Raw genomic sequence first — 19,267 nt, 5'->3', positions numbered from 1 at the left:
GGCGGACCACTCGGGCTGGCTGTAGATGTCGATGACCCTGATCGGGGAGCCGTTGGCGCGGGCCAGGAGCGCGGCCGAGCCAGCCGTGGAGGCGACGTCGGCCGATCCGGACCGCAGGAACTCGTTGGCCTTGTTGGAGCCGGCCGACTGCACCCACGTCACGCTCACGGAGCTGCCGAGGGCGTCCTCGATCAGCTTCTGGTCACGCACCACGAGGCTGAGCGGGTTGTAGGTGGCCCAGTCGATGGTGAGGGTGCCGGTGCTCCACTCCCCCTCGCCGCCGCCTGCGCTCGCGGTGTTCTCGGACCCTTCGCCGGGCACGCAGGCGGCCAGGCCCATCCCGGCCATCGCCGAGAGGCCGAGGGCGGTGGCGGTGCGACGGCTGATGCGAGGGCTCATGAGGGAATCTCCGTGGGGGTGCGAGTGGCGGTGGTGTGCAGGCTGGCGTGGTCGAGCTGGGGCGAGTGCACGCCGAGGCCGGCGAGCAGCTCGACGCGGAGCTCGGCCAGGGAGCGGTCGGCGCGGTCGCGGGGGCGGGCCCCGGGCACCTCGAGGGTGCGGGCGATCGAGTCGGCGTCGGGCTCCTCGAGCAGGGAGCGCAGCAGCAGCACCCTGTCGGCGAGGTAGAGGGCCTCCTCGACGTCGTGGGTGACGACGAGGACGGTGGTGGGCTCGGCGGCGTGGATCTCGAGCAGCAGGTCCTGCATGCGCAGACGGGTCAGGGCATCGAGCGCCCCGAAGGGCTCGTCCAGCAGGAGCACCTCCGGGCTGCGGGCGAGCGCGCGGGCCAACGAGGCACGCTGGGCCATGCCGCCGGAGACCTCCCGCGGACGCTGGGCGGCGGCGTGCTCGAGGCCCACGAGCTGCAGCAGCTCGCGGACTCGCTGACGTCCTTCACGCCGTCCGGTGCTGCGCGGCAGCCCGAGGGCGACGTTCTGCTCGAGAGTGCGCCAGGGCAGCAGACGCGGCTCCTGGAAGGCGACCGCGGTGCGAGGGTCGGTGCCGCGGACCGCGGTGCCGCCGAGGCGGATCAGGCCCTCGGTGGGGGAATCCAGACCGGCGACCAGGCGCAGCAGGGTCGACTTCCCGCAGCCCGAGGGGCCCACGACGGCGAGGATCTCCCCGCTGGGGAGTTCGAGGTCCAGGCCCCGCAGCACGTCTCGGGTCCCCTGCGACGAAGGGAACGAGCGGGCGACCGCCTCGAACCGCACCCCGCTGCGGGGCGTCGATGAACCCCCGTGACGTTCCGGGGGGCCGGAGCGCGTGACGGGTGCGGAGTCGACATGCACGGTGCTGGTCATGCCTCGCATCATGGTGGCGGACACGCCGACGATGCCAGCGCGGCGTCATAAGACGAAACATTCGCGGCGGGTAGCCCCGCTATGCACCGTCACCCGGGTTCATGCGCGAGATCTGGGACACATTCGTCGGCCCGGTCGGCCCACGGTGCGTCGCGGACCCGGAGAGCGGTGCCGCGGAGGGCGGGCCGGACGGGTCGCAGGGGGTCGACGCGACGCACCTGTCGGAACGATGCGGGACACCGCGAAACGAGTGCGGGACGGTGTGACGTACAGGGCGAGGGATGTGGCGCGGACCATGCGCGATTGCCACATCGCGCCATCATCCGATCACCTCACGGACCGCCAGGTAAATAGACGACAAATCCCGCGACCCGTCTCGTTCAAGCCCCTCGAAACGCACGGGGGTCCGCTCCTAGCGTGGATACCTCATCCCCCGGACACCCCGGCTGTGGGCACCGACCATTCGGGCACAGGCTCCCCGGGCACCTCGGTCCAGTCAGGACACCTCCGCTCCACCGAGCGCCGCACCACGGGATGCGACAGACCACCAGCAGCACGCGAGAAGGATCAGTACCCATGACGCACCAGAACACGCACCGCGCCGTCGGCCGAGCCGTCACGCCCCTCACCGCCACCCGTCGCGCAGCCCATGTCTTCGGCGGCAGCGCCGTTCTCGGCACGGTCCTCGTCGGCACCGCCTTCGCCGGCGGCACCTCGGCGATGGCCAACGACGAGGCACTCGTCGGCTCCGACGAGCCCGCCACCATCCAGACCGCACCCGAGCAGTCCGCGTCGGCACAGCCCGCCTCCGCCGAGACCTCCACGGGGACCTCCTCGGAGACGCTGCGCCAGGGCGACTCCGGCGCCGACGTCGAGGCGCTGCAGGACGCGCTGAACGCGCAGGGCGCCGAGCTTCCCGAGACGGGCTACTTCGGCTCCATGACCGCGGACGCGGTCGTCGAGTTCCAGGCGGCGAACGGCCTCCAGGTCGACGGCGTGGTGGGTGCCGATACCCACAGCGCTCTCGGCGGCGGCTCCACGGAGTCCGCTCCTGCCGAGTCCGCCCCCGCGAGCGCACCCGGCGGCGGCGCCTCCGCAGTCCCGGCGAGCGCGAGCTCCTCGAGCAGCAACACGATCATCGACGCCGCCCGCTCCGCGATCGGCTCCCCGTACTCCTGGGGCGGCACGTCGCTCAGCGGCATGGACTGCTCCGGCCTCGTCGCCTACGCCTACGAGGCGGCCGGCATCGACGCGCCGCGCACCAGCAGCGAGCTCGCCTCGCAGGGCCGCAGCATCTCCGAGTCCGAGGCCCAGCCCGGCGACCTCGTGATCTGGCCCGGTCACGTCGCGATCTACGCGGGCGACGGCCAGATCATCGATGCCTCAGGCTCCCAGCAGCAGGTCGTCGAGCGCGGAATCTGGGGCAACCCCACCGAGTTCGTCACCTACCGCTGATCCACCCGGCCCCAGCGCCGACACCTCGAGGCCCGGTCCCGCAGCATGCGGGACCGGGCCTCGGTCATTCCCTGCCGACCGAGCGCTCAGCGGCGCAGCCGGTGCACCAGGGATGCCTTCACGCCCGTCCACTCCTCGGCGAGGATCGAGTAGACGACGGTGTGGCGGATCGAGCCGTCGGGCATGATCCGGTGCGCACGCAGGATCCCGTCCTGCTGAGCACCGAGGCGCTCGACGGCTCGGCGCGAGGTGATGTTCAGGTGGTGCACCCGGAACTCGACGCCGAGGCAGCCGAGATCCTCGAAGGCGTGGGTGAGCAGGGCGAGCTTCGTCGCCGCGTTCAGTCCCGTGCCGTGGGTCGAGCCCGCCATGTAGGTGGAGCCCAGCTCGAGGCGACGATCCCGGAGCGAGATGTTCAAGAAGGTCGTGTGGCCGATGACCTGACCGCTGTCCCGCTCGAGCACGGCCCACGAGACCGTGCTGCCCGCCTCGTCGGAGGCGCACTGCGCCGCGACGCGATCAGCGACCTGTTCCGGCGCCGGCACATGGGGCGCATACGGGATCCGCCAGATCTCCCCGTCGGCCACCACGGCCCGGAGCCCGTCGACGTGCTGCGGGCCGAGGGGCTCGAGGCGCACGTGCCGGTTCTCCAGGACGACGGGCTGGGGTCGGTCCATCGCGGCGGTCGGGACCGACGCCGTCGCCGTGAACGCGGCGCCGTGGCCGGCGGGCGCTGCAGCGTGGCCGGCGGGCGCCGGGGAGTTCTCCGGGGAGGAGGGTGTTGTGCTCATCGGTGCTTCTCGATCGCCATCTCGTAGTAGCGCAGGAGGTCGTCGGAGGCGTTCTCCCAGGAGAACTGCTCCGCCTCGGCCCGTGCGGCCGTGCGGATCCGTGCCCGCAGATCGGGATCGGCGAGGCGGTCGAGCGCCGCATCCAGCGTCGCCTCGTCACCGGAGTCGAAGAGCAGCCCGTTCTCCCCGTCGACGACCTGCTCCATCGTCGGCCCCGAGCGGGCGGCGACCACCGGGAGCCCGGAGGCCATCCCCTCGAGGATCACCAGCCCGAGAGTCTCGGTGACGGAGGGGAACACGAAGGCGTCGGCGCTCGCGAAGGCGCTCGCGAGCTCCTCCCCCTCCATGAAGCCGGGGAACAGGGTCGCGGTCCCGGCGAACAGCGTCTCGAGCTCGCGGCGGTACGGCCCGTCGCCCACGATCGCGAGCGCCACGTCGTCCCGCCGGCCCATCATCGAGCGCAGCCGGCCGATCTCCTTCTCCGCCGCGAGCCGGCCGACGAAGACCAGCAGCTTCTTCTCCGGATGGCCCTGGCTGAGGCGATCGCGCATCTCCTCGCTCGCATACCGAGGGTCGAAGGTCCGCGTGTCGACGCCGCGGCGCACCACGTGCAGGTTCTCGATCCCCTTCTCCGCCAGCTCGGCCTTCATCGACTCCGAGGTCGCGAGGTTGATGTCGGCCAGGGCGTGGTTGCGCTTGATCTGCCACCACACCGGACGCTTGCCCCAGCGGTACGCCCGGTAGAGATCCAGGTAACGCGGGATGTGGGTGTGATAGCTCGCCACCAGCGGGATCCGCTGGCGGTGCGCGGCATACGCCCCCGAGGACGCGAGCAGGATCGGCTGAGCGGCGTGGACGACGTCCGGATGGAAACCACGGATGATGCCGTCCACCGTGGGGTTGGGGAGGGTGAAGCGCCGATGCTTGTAGAACGGCAGCGTCACCGGCTTGATGCCCACCACCCGGGCCCCGTGGTGCTCGGTGACGCCCAGCTCCGGGGCGATCACCATGACCTCGTGTCCCAGCTCGGTGAACCGCTCGACGGCGTGGCGCAGACGTGTCACCACGCCGTCGACGGACGGCAGGAACGTCTCCGTGACGATCGCGATCTTCACGGAAGGATGCTCACTTCCAGGTCACGGTGGGCATGACCAGCTCGCGCTTGACGCGGTCGGTGTTGTTCATCGCGACCTTGAGGACCTCGGTGAGGTGCTCCTCGGTCAGCAGGTGCGGCTCCAGGCCCAGCGAGAGCAGGGTGGTGTTGACCGCGTTGTAGTAGTGGTCGTACTTCTCCACGCGCGGGTTCTCGGTGGTCGACAGGGACACCTCGCTGCCGAGATCCGCGGCGACCTTCTGCACCTTCTCCGCCAGCTCCTTGACCGAGAACTGCTCGGTGAACTGGTTGTACACGCGGAACTCGCCGCGATCGGCGGGGTTCTCGCAGGCGATCTCGATGCAGCGCACCGTGTCCTGGATGTCCAGGTAGCCGCGGGTCTGGGAGCCGTTGCCGTAGACGGTGAGGTCGTGGCCGATGGCCGCCTGGACGATGAAGCGGTTCAGCGCCGTGCCGAACACGGCGTCGTAGTCGAAACGGTTGACCAGGCGCGGATCCAGCCGAGTCTCGGCGGTCTCCAGGCCGTAGACGACGCCCTGGTTCAGATCGGTGGCGCGGACGCCCCAGATCTTGCAGGCGAACATGATGTTGTCGCTGTCGTGCACCTTGGTGAGGTGGTAGAACGAGCCGGGCTGCTTGGGGAAGGGCAGGCGGTCCGTGCGCCCCTTGTGCTCGACCTCGATCCAGCCCTCCTCGATGTCGATGTTCGGCTGGCCGTACTCGCCCATCGTGCCGAGCTTGACGAGGTGGCAGTCCGGCGCGAAGTCCTTGATCGCCCACAGCACGTTCAGGGTGCCCTCGACGTTGTTGCGATGGTTCTCGATCGCGTGCTCGCGGTCGATCATCGAGTACGGGGCGCTGCGGTGCTCGGCGAAGTGCACGAACGACTCCGGCTGGATCTCCTGGAAGATCGCGGCGACCGCGTCGTAGTCCGTGAGGTCCGCGATCTTCACGGCGATGTCCTTGCCGGAGACCTCCTTCCAGACCGCCACGCGCTCCTCCAGCTCGAGGATCGGGGTCACCGAGTTCGACCCCAGCTCCACATCGATGTCCCGACGCACGAGGTTGTCCACGATGGTGACGTCGTGGCCCTTCTGCGAGAGGTACAGGGCCGTGGGCCATCCACAGAATCCATCTCCACCGGCGACGACGATCTTCATCTCGTGAGTCCTCCCAAAAGGTCCAGGTCCCGGCCGGTGCGCGGATGCCGACGGCCGGATGGTGACAGTGCGTGTCCACTACTCTTAACGTAGTGCAGGTCGCGGGCTGCTCAAAGACGAGGAAAGCCCGCCTTAACAGCGAAGGAACGTGCCATGACGAACGCGTACGACGGGGCTGTCGAGGGTTCGGCAGTGCGTTCCGACCCGGCGGAATCCACTGTATCCCGCACCCCTGTGGCGCCGATGGCCGTCCCGCCGGTGGCAGACTCCGGCGCCCCGCTCGCCCCGCTCGCCCCGCTCGCCCCGCTCACCCCGCTCACCCCGCTCACCCCGCGGCCCCTTCCCGATACCCGCACCCGGGTGCTCGTGATGGGCATCGTCAACCGCACCCAGGACTCCTTCTTCGACGAGGGCCGCACCTGGGGACTCGATGCCGCGGTCCGGGCCGGAATCGCCGCCGCCGAGGCCGGGGCCGACCTCATCGACGTCGGCGGCGTGAAGTTCGCGCCCGGGGACCCGCTGCCGGCGTCCGAGGAGATCGATCGTGTGGTCCCGGTGATCTCCGCGCTGCGCCGTGAGCTGCCCGCGCACGTGCTGCTGTCGGTGGACACCTTCCACGCCGCCGTCGCCGAGGCGAGCATCGCGGCCGGCGCCGACCTGATCAACGACACCACGGGACTGTCGGACCCGGAGATGACCACGACGGTCGCACGCACCGGGGCGTCCCTCGTGATCACCCATTCGGTCGCCGCTCCGAGGCAGGCCTACCCCCGACCGCAGTACGACGACGTCGCGGAGGAGGTGCGGGAGTTCCTCGCCGCCCGCCTCGAGCGCGCGCTGGAGGCGGGGATCGATCGCGAGCGGATCGTGATGGACCCCGGACCCGACCTCAACAAGAGCACCGTGCAGACTCTCGAGGTGCTGCGCGACTGGTCCGAGTACACCTCCCTCGGGCTGCCGGTGCTCGCGGCCCTGTCCCGCAAGGACGTCATCGGGGAGTCGCTCGGGCTGCCCAAGGAGGAGCGCCTGGAAGGATCGCTGGCCGCCGCCGCCTGGGCGATGGGCCAGGGTGCTCGGATCCTCCGCGTCCACGACGTGCAGGCCACGGTCCGCTTCGTGCGGATGCTCGAGGTGCTCTCCGGCTGGCGCGACCCCGCCGGCCCCCTCGTCCACAACGTCTGAGGGCGCCGTACCGGGCTGCCCCTCGCGCTGGGCGGATGCTCCTCTGCTCCTCTGCTCCTCTGCTCCTCGCGGGGCGGCCGTCATCCCCGCTGCAGGTCCACCGTGCACGCGACGTCGGTGAGCTGCTCGGGGAGCGCCCGCCCCCGACTCACCCCGAGCCGCTCGGACCCTCCAGGCCGCCCGCAGCGCTCCCGAAGCGCGCGAGGATCTCGTCGGTGAGCCCCGGCCAGATCCGCACGTGGGTCTGGCCGAAGCGCTCCGCCCCGAGGAACGCCGCGGTGAGCCCCGCCGCCGGATCCACCCAGAGGAAGGAGCCGGACTGGCCGAAATGCCCGAAGGTCCCCGGGCTCGAGGCGGATCCCGTCCAATGCGGGGACTTGCCGTCGCGGATCTCGACGCCCAGGCCCCAGTCGTTGGGCTTCTGGCGGCCGTAGCCGGGCAGGATGCCGGCGAGTCCGGGGAACTGCACGGACGTCGCCTCGCGCCACAGCTCCGGGGAGATCAGGGTGGGCTCGAGCAGCTCGCGGCCGAGTACCAGCAGATCCCGGATGCTCCCGCGGTAACCGGCGGCCGGCGAACCGGAGAGCTCGACGTCGCGCAACCCGAGGCCCTGGACCACGGTCTGCTCCATCCAGTCGTCGAGGTCATGGCCGGTGGCCTCCTCGAGATGGGCGGCGAGCACCTCGAACCCCGTGTTGGAGTAGATGCGCCGGGCGCCCACGGCGCCGACGACGTCACCACCGTCGAAGGCGTAGCCGGCGGTGTGGGCGAGCAGATGACGCACCGTGGCGCCCTCGGGACCGGCCGGTTCCTCGAGATCGACGAGGCCGCGGTCCACGGCGATCAGAGCGCCGAGCGCCGTGAGGGGCTTGCTGACGCTGGCGAGGTCCCAGACCCTCTCGGGGTCCCCCTGCGTGTGCACGGTGCGCCGGGCATCGGACACCCCGAGCGCGTGCTCGAAGTCGACGTCGACAGGGATCTCGGGCTGGGTCTCGGGTTCCACGCCGTCAAATATGGCATACCCCCTGTCCGTGACGGCTCTGCGCCCGCCCCGCGCACCAGCTCGACACGGGAACCTCCGACTCCGCGCCCGATTCCGCTTCCGTGTCCGATTCCGATCCGGTGTCCGCATCCGATCCGGTGTCCGATTCGCCCGCTACGCCCCGCCGACCAGCGGAAAGACAACCTACGCATCAGTCACCCCACAACCTGCACATTTGACCTCTTGTTTACTCAATTGCGCCCGGGGCATGATGCTAGTGGCGTCACGTCGTCGTGGCGTCGGGGACGGGCCCGCAGCGACTGCTCCGGGCCGAACGACAAGGGGGAACCATGTCCGCACCGACCTCAGTCCGCACCACCGAGAGACCGACCCCGCCCGAGAACCGGCTCCTGCCGATCGCGATGCCCTCGCGCCGCACCCTGCTGCTCGGGGTGGGGACCCTGGGCACCGGACTGGCCGTCGGCATCGGCCCTGCGAGCGCGGCGCCCACGCTGCGCAAGGGCTCCCGCGGCTCCGCCGTGACGAAGCTCCAGAAGGATCTGTGGCGACTCAAGTACTGGAGCGGCACGGCCGACGGCAGCTTCGGGCACCTCACCCAGCAGGCCGTCTACGCCCTGCAGAAGGTCGCCGGCCTCAGCCGTGACGGCGTCGTCGGCCCGAAGACGTACGCGGCGATCCGCAACGGGGCCCGGCCCTCGCGCAAGATCACCTCCGGAGTCGGCTTCGAGGTGAACCTGAGCCGTCAGATCATCATCGCCACCACCGGCGGGAAGCTCTCCTACATCCTCAACACGTCCACCGGCAGCGGGAAGCGCTACTACTCCGGCGGCCGCTGGAAGACGGCGACCACACCCAAGGGCAGCTTCACGATGTACAGCCTCTACAGCCGCGGCTGGCAGAACGGCCCGCTGGGATCCCTGTACCGCCCCGGCTATTACGACCGCGGCTGGGCGATCCACGGATCCAACTCGATCCCGAGCTATCCGGCTTCCCATGGCTGCGCCCGCATCTCCACCGCGGCGACCGACATGCTGTGGACCCGCAGCTGGTTCACAAAGGGGCGACGAGTGATCGTCTACTGACCCCGCCTCCGGGCGACCCAGCACCCTGCGGGGCGGCTCGGCAGGGACCTCCTGGTCCGGCCGGGCCGCCCCGCCCTTTACGAGACCTGCACGAATCCCTTGCCGTCCCCCCGCCCCGTCAGCCCGTCACGCGCCTGACCACGCGCTACGATCGACGAGGAGTACTGCCCCGTCTTCCGTCGGGGCGCAGGGACAGCGACAGCGAAGGACCACCGTGGGGATCTTGGATCGGATCGAGCGCGGGCTCGACCGCGGCGTGACGAGCATGTTCTCGCCCGGCCGCGGCCAGCTGAAACCACTCGACCTCGCGCAGGGGCTCAAGCGCGAGTGCGACGACCAGATCCAGGTGCTCGACCGCACCCGGACCCTGGCCCCGAACGTCTACACGATCTACCTGCACCCGCAGGACTTCGAGCGCTTCGGCTCCTGGCAGGACACCCTGATCGACGAGCTCCAGCGCGTGCTCATGGAGCATGCCGAGAAGCAGCGCTATATGTTCGTCGGCGGCGTCACCGTGGACCTGGCCGAGGACGAGGAGGTGCGTGCGGGCCGCTTCGAGACGGAGTCGCGCACCGAGCGCGGCAGCGTGGCCCCCGCCACCGGCGCCGCCCAGGCCGAGACCGGCGGCAGCCCGATCGTCGAGATCGACGGCCAGCAGTACCTCCTGACCGGCCCGGTGACCGTGATCGGTCGCGGCGGCGACTCGGACATCATCCTCGAGGACACGGGCGTCTCCCGCCATCACCTCGAGCTGCGGGCCGACCCGACGGGAGGGCCCGACGGCTCCGGCGAGCTCGTGGCCACCGACCTCGGCTCCACCAACGGCACCTTCGTCGACGGCGAGCGCATCCGCACGCCCGTCGCCCTCCAGGACCGCTCGCTGGTCAAGATCGGCCGCACCCGGCTGACCGTGCGGCTCCCTGCCGCCGGTCCGGTCAGCTGGTGAGCGCCGCATGAGCGAACTGACCCTGGTCGCCCTCCGCCTGGGCTTCGTCCTGGCGCTGTGGATCTTCGTGATCGTCGTGGTCCTGGTGCTGCGCAACGACCTCTTCGGGACCACCGTGGTCACCCGCTCCAGCCGCGACCCGCGCCGTGACCAGCGCCCCGCCTCCGGTCCCCCGAGCGGCGCGGCCGCCCAGGCCGGGGCCGATTCGGGTTCCCTGCGCACGGACCCCGAGGTCACCGCGACAGCGATGGTCGTCACCGCCGGCCCGTTGCGCGGCACCTCGCTGACCCTGGGCTCCACGCCCATCCTCATCGGCCGGGCACCGGAGTGCACCCTGGTGCTGGACGACGACTACGCCTCCAACCGCCACGCACGCGTGTTCGAGCGTGAGGGCGAATGGATGGTGGAGGACCTGGGATCCACCAACGGCACCCTGCTGTCGGGGCGGCGCATCGAAGGCGCCGTGCCGTTCCGGCCCGGCGCCCAGGTGCGGATCGGCCGCACCGAGATCGAGCTGAGACGAGGTCCGCGATGAGCATCGCCCTGCGATACGCCGCCCGGTCCGACGTCGGCCTGGTGCGCTCCAACAACCAGGACTCCGGGTATGCCGGCAGCCACCTGCTGGTGGTCGCCGACGGCATGGGCGGTCACGCCGGAGGCGACGTCGCCTCCTCGGTGGCCATCGGGCGCCTGGCGCGGCTGGACTCCGAGACCCCTGCCTCCGACATCGTCGCCACCCTCGAGGAGACGGTGCTCGACGCCAACCAGGAGATCCTGCGCCGTGCGCGGGACGAGCCGCAGCTGCGCGGCCTGGGCACCACGATCACCGCGATGCTGCGCGCCGAGGGCAAGTTCGCCCTCGCCCACATCGGGGATTCCCGCGCCTACCTGCTGCGCAACGACGAGACCACGCAGATCACCAAGGACCACACCTTCGTGCAGCGGCTGCTGGACGAAGGTCGCCTGACCGAGGAGGAGGCCGAGCGGCACCCCCAGCGCTCGGTCCTGATGCGGGTGCTCGGCGACGTCGACGCCGATCCCGAGCTCGATCTCTCGCTGCGCCCCGCCCACCCCGGCGATCGCTGGATGCTGTGCTCGGACGGCCTCTCGGGTCTGGTCTCGCTCGACACCATCGATGCGACCCTGCGCAGCTTCGAAGACCCCGGCCAGTGCGCCGAGGAGCTCATCCAGCTGGCACTCAAGGGCGGCGGGCCGGACAACATCACCTGCATCATCGCCGACGTCGTGGACCTCGACCAGCTGCCGCGCGGCGAAGAGGCCCCGTCCACGGCGCCGCAGATCGTGGGCTCGGCGGCTCGCAACCGGCATCGGCCGACGACCGCGTCCGGCCCTGCCGCGAAGGCCGCCGCACTCACCCGTGAGGAGCCCTCGGCGCCGTACGAGGACTCCGACTTCTCCGAGGACGAGCCGCCCCGCCGCAGCCCGTGGCCCGCGCTGGTCGCTGTGCTCCTGCTGGTGGCCGTCCTGGGCGGCGCGCTCTGGGCGGGATACGCCTGGTCGCAGCGCCAGTTCTATGTGGGCACCGACGGCACCAACGTCGTGCTCTACCAGGGACTCTCCCAGGATCTCGGACCGATCTCGCTGTCCGAGCCCGTCGAGGTCTCCGACATCGCCCTGGACGAGCTCCCCGAGGTGACCCAGCAGCAGGTCACGAACACGATCACCGCCGGCGACCGCGAGTCCGCCGAGCAGATCATGGCCCGGCTCGAGCAGTCCGCGCTGGCCAACCGGCCCCCGCCCGTGGTCACCGATCCGGCCCCCTCGGACGGCGGCGGCGAGGTGTCGGACGGAGGCGGCGACGCCTCCGACGGGGGCGGCACGCCGCTCGAGCAGAGCACCGGGCTCACGTCCGACCGTCCCGCGGGCACCCCCTCCCCGCCGGATGACGGCGAGGAGTCCTAGTGGCCACGATCGTGTCCTACACCGCTCGCCCGCGCCGCCTGACCCAGGCCCTGCTGCTGGCGTTCGCGGTGGTGACCGGGGTCGGCGCCTACGCCCTGGTCGGGCTGGGGCGCTTCGACGAGGTCCCCGCGGACCTGATGCAGGTCGGCATCGGATCGGCCGTGCTGGCGATCGTGCTGCAGATCGTCGTCATGTGGCGCACCCCGTACGCGGACCCGGTGATCCTGCCGCTGGTCATGCTGCTGAACCTCCTGGGCATCGCCATGATCGAGAGCGTGCACGCCGCGAACGAGATCTACGGTCTGCGCACCTCCGCGAGCGCCGATCGGCAGATGCTGTGGGGCATCCTCGGCGTCGTCCTGTGCCTCGCCGTGCTGGTGTTCCTGCGCGACCACCGGCGGCTGCGTCGCTTCACCTGGATCAGTGCCGTCGTCGGCGGCGTGCTGCTCCTGCTGCCGCTGCTGCCGGTGATCGGCTCCTCCCGCAACGGGTCGCGGATCTGGATCTCCATCGCGGGGAACAGCTTCCAGCCTGCCGAGCTCGCCAAGATCGCCTTCGCGATCTTCTTCGCCGGGTACCTGGTCTCGCGTCGCGACACCCTGGCCCTGGCCGGGCCCAAGGTGCTCGGCATCCATCTGCCCCGCTGGTCCGACTTCGGGCCGATCCTGGTGGCCTGGGGCTTCGCCATGGCGGTGCTCGTGTTCGAGACCGACCTGGGCACCTCGCTGATGTTCTTCGGATTGTTCGTGGCGATGCTGTACGTCGCCACCGACCGGCTGAGCTGGCTCGTGATCGGAGCGGTCATGTTCCTGCCGCCGGCGGTGTTCGCCGCGACCCAGATGAGCCACGTGCGCACGCGCCTGACCTGCTGGCTGGATCCGCTCTCGAGCGCCAACTACGGCAGCTGCGAGCAGATCAACCAGGGGCTGTTCGGGCTCGCCAACGGCGGCGTCACCGGGGCGGGCCTCGGAGAGGGACGCCCCGACGTGGTCCCCCACGCCGAGTCCGACTTCATCTTCACCTCCTTCGCCGAGGAGCTCGGCATGGTCGGCGCGTTCGCCCTGCTGCTGCTCTACCTGCTCCTCGTCCAGCGGGCCATCCGCGCCGCCGTCGGCATCTCCGACGGCTTCGGCACCCTGCTGGCCGGCGGGCTGGGCTTCTCGCTCGCCCTGCAGGTGTTCGTGGTCGTCGGCGGGGTCACCCGCGTGATCCCGCTGACCGGTCTCACCCTGCCGTTCCTCGCCGCGGGAGGCAGCTCCCTGGTGTGCAATTGGATCATCGTCGGCCTCCTGGTGCGGCTCTCCGATGCCGCCCGTCGGCCCGCGGCCCGCCAGGTCGAGGGTCTCGACGCACCGGCCGCTGCGCGGCCGGCCCCGGAGGTGGTCTCATGAACAAGCCCCTCCGTCATATCTGGCTCGTGGTGGGCGTGCTCTTCGTGCTCCTGTTCACCTCGACCACCTATTTCCAGGTCGTCGCCCAGAGCAGGCTGAACGCCAACGGGCAGAACCTCCGCACCACCTACAACGAATACGGGCGCCATCGCGGCCCGATCGTGGTGGACGGCGAGGCGATCGCGAACTCGTCCGCCTCCGGGGACACCTACGGGTACCTGCGCAGCTACGACCCCGGCGCCATGTACGCCCCGGTCACCGGCTACTACTCGGTGGTCTACGGGTTCTCCGGGATCGAGCGCTCGCTCAACGACACCCTCTCCGGCGAGGCCGACGCGCTGTTCTACCACCGCATCTCCGACATCCTCTCGGGCAAGCAGGGCCGCGGCGCGTCCGTGGAGCTCACGCTCGACGCGAAGGCGCAGGAAGCCGCCTGGGACGCGCTCGACGGCCGTCGCGGCTCGGTGGTCGCCCTGGATCCGGAGACCGGCGCGGTGCTGGCCATGGTCTCCTCGCCCAGCTACGACCCCAACAAGCTCGCCTCGCACGACACGGCCGCCGTCCAGGAGGCCTGGTCGCAGCTGAACGACGATCCCGAGCGGCCGCTGACCAACCGCGCGATCGGCGGCGACCTCTACCCGCCCGGATCGGCGTTCAAGCTGGTCGTGGCCTCGGCCGCCCTCGAGTCCGGTGATTACACCGCCGACTCGGTGATCCCGGGCCCGGGCTCGTTCACGCTGTCGAACTCCTCGTCGGTCATGAACAACTTCTCCGGCGGTCGCCAGGAGCCCTGCGGTCCGGACGACGAGTCGACGCTCGCCGAGGCGCTGCGCCAGTCGTGCAACACCTCCTTCGCGAAGCTCGGGGTCGCGGTCGGCGAGGACCAGCTGACCTCCACCGCGAAGGAGTTCGGCTTCGGCCAGAGCCTGGAGATCCCGCTGTCGGTGACCCCGTCGAGCATCGGCACCGATCTGGACGACGCCCAGCTGGCCACGACGTCGATCGGCCAGTTCGAGGACCGGGTGACTCCGCTGCAGATGGCGATGGTGGCGGGCACCTTCGCCAACGACGGGGTGGTCATGGAGCCGCAGCTGGTGAAGGCGGTGCGCACGAGCGACCTCTCGACGGTGGCGGAGCTGACCCCGAAGGAGCTCGGCCAGCCACTGAGCGCCTCGAACGCCGCGCAGATGCGCCAGATGATGGTGGGCGTGGTCGAGAACGGCACCGGCACGGCGGCCGCCATCGACGGCGTCGAGGTCGGCGGCAAGACCGGCACCGCGGAGTGGGGCGAGGATCGCGCCGCGCACTCCTGGTACGTCGGGTACGGACAGGTCGACGACCAGAAGATCGCGGTCGCGGTCGTGGTCGAGGAAGGCGGATACGGGTCGCGCACGGCGGCACCGATCGCTCGGGATGTGATGGAGGCGGTGATCAATCCATGAGGACTGAGCCAGGGCTCGTGCTCGAGGGACGTTACGAACTGACGTCGCTCATCGCCACCGGTGGCATGGGACAGGTCTGGAAGGGCCTGGACCAGGAACTGGACCGCGATGTGGCGATCAAGGTGCTGCGTGAGGAGTACGCGGGGGACGACGGCTTCCTCAAGCGGTTCCGCGCCGAGGCACGGCACACCGCTGCGCTCTCGCACGACGCGATCGCCGCGCTGTACGACTACGGCGAGCTCGACGGGCGCGCCTACATCGTCATGGAGCTCTGCCCCGGGCGTCCGCTGTCGGACATCATCGAGGAGAACCCCGGTGGCCTGCCGGAGAAGCGGGTCGTCTCGGTGCTCATCGAGCTCGCGCGCGCCCTGGACGCCGCCCACTCCAAGGGCGTCGTGCACCGCGACGTGAAGCCGGAGAACGTGCTGGTCGACGAGCAGGCCGACTGGTCCATGAAGATCACCGACTTCGGGATCGCCCGCAGCAAGGACCAGGCACGGCTGACGAAGACGGGCCTGGTGATGGGCACCGCCCAGTACCTCTCGCCCGAGCAGGCGATGGGCAAGCAGGCCACCTCCCTCTCCGACATCTACGCCCTGGGGATCGTGGCCTACGAGATGCTCGCGGGGCACCGCCCCTTCACGGGATCCAGCCAGGTCGAGATCGCGATGGCCCAGGTCAAGCAGCAGCCACCAGCGCTGCCGGAGGCGATCAACGCCGATCTGCGGCACCTGGTCATGATGACCCTCGCGAAGGCCCCGGCGAACCGTCCCCGCTCCGCGGCGGCCGTCTCCCGGATCCTCGAGGCGATCCAGCGCGGGGTGGAGCCGCACTTCACCACCGGCGCGATCCCCGTGACCCGCGTCGAGGACCATGACTGGACGGGTGAGAACGCCGTGCGTCCGAGCTCGACCGGGGAGCACCCTCGGCGGGGCCCGAGCGCCTCGCCGACGGGCAACCGCACGGCGGCGATGCCGCTTCCGCTCTCGGGACGGCGGGGCATCCGCCACCGCTCAGGAGGGTCCGCGGGCTCGGCGGTATCCGCGGCATCCGCGACGTCCGGTCCCTCCGCCGCATCGGCCAGCTCCGCGTACTCCGCGGCATCGGCCAGATCGGCCGCCTCCCCCGCCCCGGCGCCGCGGACGAAGCGCCCCGCGCCGAAGACCCGGGCCGCCACCTCGGGCGACACTGGCAGGGCCGGTGGGAACGGCGCTGCCACCGGAGCGTCCCCGGGCTCCTTCGGGGCGCGGCCCCTGGGCGATGTGGACACCGCGGCCTCGTCGCGGACGGTGCGCGGGACCTCGACCGGTCGCCGCATCGGACCGTTCTCGATGCCCGGCCTGATCCTGGTGATCGTGCTGGTCGCGGTGATCGCCGTCGCGGTCGCGGGCGGGTTGGGATGGCTGCCGACAGGGGCGATGGGCATTGATCACGTCGGCTCGGGGGACACGGCGTCAGCACGTACGATGATCGGATCGGTCGGTGTCGGCCACGGCACGAGGACGGGTGTGGAGTGAGCGAAGAGAAGGTGATCCTGGGGGGCCGGTACACCCTGGGCAAGATCCTCGGGACCGGCGGCATGGCCGAGGTGTTCCTCGCGGAGGACTCCCGCCTGCATCGCACCGTCGCTGTGAAGGTGCTGCGCTCCGACCTCGCCCGGGATGCCAACTTCCAGGAGCGGTTCCGCCGTGAGGCGCACAGCGCGGCCTCCCTGAACCACCCCTCGATCGTCGCCGTGTACGACACCGGCGAGGAGCACCAGCGCACCATCACCGGTGCCGACGTCACCATCCCGTACATCGTCATGGAGTACGTGCACGGCGACACCCTGCGCGCCTACATCGACCCCCAGGACCCGATGGACGCCCATCAGGCCGGCGAGATCATGGCGGCGCTGCTGAGCGCCCTGGAGTACTCGCACCGCGCCGGGATCGTGCACCGCGACATCAAGCCGGGCAACGTCATGATCAACGACGCCGGCGCCGTGAAGGTCATGGACTTCGGCATCGCGCGCGCCATCGCCGACGCGACCAGTGCGATGACCGCCACCCAGGCCGTGATGGGCACCGCCCAGTACCTCTCCCCCGAGCAGGCCCGCGGCCAGCTGGTCGACGCCCGCTCCGACATCTACTCCGCCGCCTGCGTCATGTACGAGATGATGACGGGCCGCCCGCCGTTCACCGGCGACACCCCGGTCTCGATCGCCTACCAGCACGTGCGCGAGGAGCCGCAGCCGCCGTCGGCCTACAACCCGGCGATCACCCCGGCGCTGGACGCCGTGATCCTCACCGGGCTGGCCAAGGACCGCGAGGAGCGCTACCCGAGCGCGGTGGCCTTCTCGCGCGACATCGCGACCGTGGTCGGCGGGCGCGCCCCGGCGCTGGTCGCCGGCGCCGTCCCCTCCGGGACCGATGCCGACGCCACGACCGTGCTGGGCCCCGTCGACGACGCCACCGAAGCCCTGCCGGCGATGGCCGGCGTGGGAGCGGTCGGCGCCGGGGCGGGAGCCGCGGCGAACTGGAGCACCGACCGGACGCCTGCCGTGACCGGCGGGCTCGCCGCTCACCAGGCCCAGGAGGTCGAGGAGGAGCCGGAGCACAAGCGGCCCTGGTGGCTGATCATCCTGGTGATCTTCGCCGTGCTGGCGGTGGTCGGTGCGGCCCTCGCCGTCATCCAGCCCTGGAAGGACAAGGGCCCCGAGATGGTGCCCGTCCCTGCCGTGGCCGGGCTCAGCGAGGACCAGGCGAGCGCGAAGCTCGCCGAGGTCGACCTCACGCCGGAGTTCGACCAGGTGCAGTCCCAGGACGTCGACAAGGGACTGGTCATCGAGACGAACCCGGGCGAGGGCGAGGACGCCCCTGTCGGGTCCACCGTCGCCGTGAGCGTCTCCGCCGGACCCGAGGCGGTGAAGGTCCCCGCCGATCTCGAGGGCATGACACGCGACCAGGCCCAGAAGGCCATCGAGGACGCCGGCCTGGTGATGGTCGAGGGGGACGAGGAGGATGCCCCGCAGAAGCAGGGCACCGTCACCCACGTCAGCCCGCAGAGCGGCAACACGGTGGATGCCGGTTCCGAGGTCACGGTGCGCCTCGCCTCGGGAATGGTCGAGGTCCCGGACGTCATGGGCACGCAGATCGAGAAGGCGACCGAGGTCCTCGAGGCCCGCGGCTTCGAGGTGCCCGAGCCCTCGGAGAAGGAGGACTCGGAGGCCAAGCCCGGCTCCGTGACCTCCCAGACCCCCAAGGCGGACGCCGGGACCCAGCCGTACGGCTCCAGCGTGGACCTGGTGATCGCCGCCGCTCCCGGGCCGGTGAAGGTCCCCAACGTGACCGGCCAGACCCTCGAGGACGCCCAGGCGACCCTCAAGGAAGCCGGCTTCGGGTCCACTCAGGAGAGCGAGAACTCCGACAGCGTGCCGGAGGGACAGGTCATCCGCACGGATCCCGCGGCCAATGAACCTGTCGAGCGCGGCTCCACCGTGAACATCATCGTCTCGAGCGGCCCCAAGGAGACTCCGACCCCGACCGAGAAGCCGACGACGGAGCCGACCAAGGACCCCACCACCGAGCCGACCAAGGATCCGACGACGGAGCCGACCGACAAGCCGACCACGGACCCGACGACGGAGCCCACGGACGATCCCAGCAAGACGCCGGCCGATGAGGCAGCGGGGAACGGCAAGGGCAACGGGAACAGCAGCGTGAACAGGAACGCGAACGCTGACAAGAACGACGAGGAGGCCGGCGACGGTGAGTGATTCCGCGGCCCCCGCAGCGAACGGGTCGAGCAACGAGGGCGCCCGCATCCTCGTGATCGACAACTACGACAGCTTCGTCTACACGATCGTGGGCTACCTGCAGCAGATGGGCGCCCGCACCCAGGTGGTCCGCAACGACGAGGTGCCCGCCGACGATTCCGGCGCGGTGGACCTCACCGGCTTCGACGGGGTGATGGTCTCCCCCGGGCCCGGGAACCCCAGCACCGCCGGCCGGACGCTCGACGTCATCGGTGCCTGCGCGCACGGCGCCGTGCCGATGCTCGGCGTCTGCCTGGGCCACCAGGCCCTCGGGCAGTACTTCGGAGCCACAGTGGGCCACGCCCCGCAGCTCATGCACGGTCGCACGAGCCCCGTCACGCATGAGGGCCGCAGCGTGTTCGAGGGTGCGCCGTCCCCGATGACCGCGACCCGTTACCACTCGCTCACGGTCGATCCGGCGACGATCCCCGATTCGCTCGAGGTCACCGCCCGCACCGCCGACGGCATGATCATGGGGCTCGTCCACCGCGAGCTGCCGCTGCACGGCGTGCAGTTCCATCCCGAATCCGTGCTCACCGAGAACGGCCATCTGCTGCTCGCGCGGTTCCTGCAGCTGTGCGACGGGATCGATGCCGTCGAGCGCTCCGCGGGGCTGCAGCCCCTCATGACGGCCGGCTGACCGGACGACACGCGCCGACTGGCAGACGCAGGCCGGCAGGC

Annotated in this window: 16 protein-coding genes and 1 pseudogene; 11 read left to right on the top strand and 6 right to left on the bottom strand. The window is 70.8% G+C overall.

Features of this window, described 5'->3' with window-relative positions; all coding sequences use genetic code 11:
- Positions 1–399: pseudogene (locus ACT3UL_RS15675) on the bottom strand (aliphatic sulfonates ABC transporter substrate-binding protein); the annotation flags it as partial.
- Positions 396–1,301, bottom strand: coding sequence for an ABC transporter ATP-binding protein (locus tag ACT3UL_RS15670; RefSeq protein WP_444579285.1), 906 nt, complete (start codon positions 1,299–1,301; stop codon positions 396–398). The gene ACT3UL_RS15670 and the pseudogene ACT3UL_RS15675, both read right to left, overlap by 4 nt.
- Before the next feature lie 576 nt (positions 1,302–1,877).
- Here ACT3UL_RS15670 and ACT3UL_RS15665 point away from each other — a divergent pair.
- Positions 1,878–2,756 carry a C40 family peptidase gene (locus ACT3UL_RS15665; RefSeq protein ID WP_444579284.1) on the top strand — a complete coding sequence of 293 codons (879 nt, stop codon included), beginning with the start codon at positions 1,878–1,880 and terminating at the stop codon, positions 2,754–2,756.
- Between the two features lie 86 nt (positions 2,757–2,842).
- On the opposite strand, the gene ACT3UL_RS15660 is transcribed toward ACT3UL_RS15665, so the two are convergent.
- From ACT3UL_RS15660 to ACT3UL_RS15650, 3 genes are read right to left on the bottom strand one after another with little or no spacing between them, the layout of a single operon-like run.
- Positions 2,843–3,547 carry a GNAT family N-acetyltransferase gene (locus ACT3UL_RS15660; RefSeq protein ID WP_444579283.1) on the bottom strand — a complete coding sequence of 235 codons (705 nt, stop codon included), beginning with the start codon at positions 3,545–3,547 and terminating at the stop codon, positions 2,843–2,845.
- A complete protein-coding gene (locus ACT3UL_RS15655) occupies positions 3,544–4,662 on the bottom strand; it encodes a glycosyltransferase family 4 protein (protein WP_444579282.1) in 1,119 nt (372 codons plus the stop codon). The genes ACT3UL_RS15660 and ACT3UL_RS15655 overlap by 4 nt, the downstream gene beginning before the upstream one ends.
- Before the next feature lie 10 nt (positions 4,663–4,672).
- Complete coding sequence (locus tag ACT3UL_RS15650) at positions 4,673–5,821, bottom strand: NAD-dependent epimerase/dehydratase family protein (protein WP_444579280.1); 1,149 nt, start codon at positions 5,819–5,821, stop codon at positions 4,673–4,675.
- Between the two features lie 153 nt (positions 5,822–5,974).
- Here ACT3UL_RS15650 and folP point away from each other — a divergent pair, with 153 nt between their 5' ends.
- Positions 5,975–7,003, top strand: coding sequence for a dihydropteroate synthase (folP, locus tag ACT3UL_RS15645; RefSeq protein WP_444579279.1), 1,029 nt, complete (start codon positions 5,975–5,977; stop codon positions 7,001–7,003).
- Between the two features lie 148 nt (positions 7,004–7,151).
- Here folP and ACT3UL_RS15640 read toward each other — a convergent pair whose 3' ends face one another.
- Positions 7,152–8,006 (bottom strand): serine hydrolase domain-containing protein, encoded by an 855-nt coding sequence (locus ACT3UL_RS15640; protein ID WP_444579278.1) that lies wholly within the window; start codon positions 8,004–8,006, stop codon positions 7,152–7,154.
- Positions 8,007–8,335: 329 nt separating this feature from the next.
- On the opposite strand from ACT3UL_RS15640, the gene ACT3UL_RS15635 reads away from it, so the two are divergent.
- From ACT3UL_RS15635 to ACT3UL_RS15595, 9 genes are all read left to right on the top strand, one after another.
- Positions 8,336–9,088: a L,D-transpeptidase family protein gene (locus tag ACT3UL_RS15635; protein ID WP_444579276.1), complete on the top strand. Its 753-nt coding sequence runs from the start codon at positions 8,336–8,338 to the stop codon at positions 9,086–9,088.
- Positions 9,089–9,302: 214 nt separating this feature from the next.
- Complete coding sequence (locus ACT3UL_RS15630) at positions 9,303–10,034, top strand: FhaA domain-containing protein (protein ID WP_444579274.1); 732 nt, start codon at positions 9,303–9,305, stop codon at positions 10,032–10,034.
- Between the two features lie 7 nt (positions 10,035–10,041).
- Positions 10,042–10,569, top strand: coding sequence for an FHA domain-containing protein FhaB/FipA (locus ACT3UL_RS15625; protein WP_444579272.1), 528 nt, complete (start codon positions 10,042–10,044; stop codon positions 10,567–10,569).
- A complete protein-coding gene (locus ACT3UL_RS15620; protein WP_444579270.1) occupies positions 10,566–11,957 on the top strand; it encodes a Stp1/IreP family PP2C-type Ser/Thr phosphatase in 1,392 nt (463 codons plus the stop codon). Before ACT3UL_RS15625 ends, ACT3UL_RS15620 begins: the two co-directional genes overlap by 4 nt.
- Positions 11,957–13,348, top strand: coding sequence for an FtsW/RodA/SpoVE family cell cycle protein (locus tag ACT3UL_RS15615; RefSeq protein WP_444579268.1), 1,392 nt, complete (start codon positions 11,957–11,959; stop codon positions 13,346–13,348). The genes ACT3UL_RS15620 and ACT3UL_RS15615 overlap by 1 nt, the downstream gene beginning before the upstream one ends.
- Positions 13,345–14,790, top strand: coding sequence for a peptidoglycan D,D-transpeptidase FtsI family protein (locus ACT3UL_RS15610; RefSeq protein WP_444579266.1), 1,446 nt, complete (start codon positions 13,345–13,347; stop codon positions 14,788–14,790). The genes ACT3UL_RS15615 and ACT3UL_RS15610 overlap by 4 nt, the downstream gene beginning before the upstream one ends.
- Positions 14,787–16,307 (top strand): serine/threonine-protein kinase, encoded by a 1,521-nt coding sequence (locus ACT3UL_RS15605; protein ID WP_444579264.1) that lies wholly within the window; start codon positions 14,787–14,789, stop codon positions 16,305–16,307. The genes ACT3UL_RS15610 and ACT3UL_RS15605 overlap by 4 nt, the downstream gene beginning before the upstream one ends.
- Positions 16,304–18,547 carry a Stk1 family PASTA domain-containing Ser/Thr kinase gene (pknB, locus tag ACT3UL_RS15600; protein WP_444579262.1) on the top strand — a complete coding sequence of 748 codons (2,244 nt, stop codon included), beginning with the start codon at positions 16,304–16,306 and terminating at the stop codon, positions 18,545–18,547. The genes ACT3UL_RS15605 and pknB overlap by 4 nt, the downstream gene beginning before the upstream one ends.
- Positions 18,540–19,226 (top strand): anthranilate synthase component II, encoded by a 687-nt coding sequence (locus ACT3UL_RS15595; RefSeq protein WP_444579260.1) that lies wholly within the window; start codon positions 18,540–18,542, stop codon positions 19,224–19,226. Before pknB ends, ACT3UL_RS15595 begins: the two co-directional genes overlap by 8 nt.
- Positions 19,227–19,267: the final 41 nt, after the last annotated feature.

The sequence above is a fragment of the Brachybacterium sp. 107 genome (assembly GCF_052379725.1).
In the GTDB taxonomy this organism is placed as follows: Bacteria; Actinomycetota; Actinomycetes; order Actinomycetales; family Dermabacteraceae; genus Brachybacterium.
The sequence above is the reverse complement of the archived record's forward strand: the minus strand, read 5'-3'. Positions and strand labels throughout refer to the sequence as shown.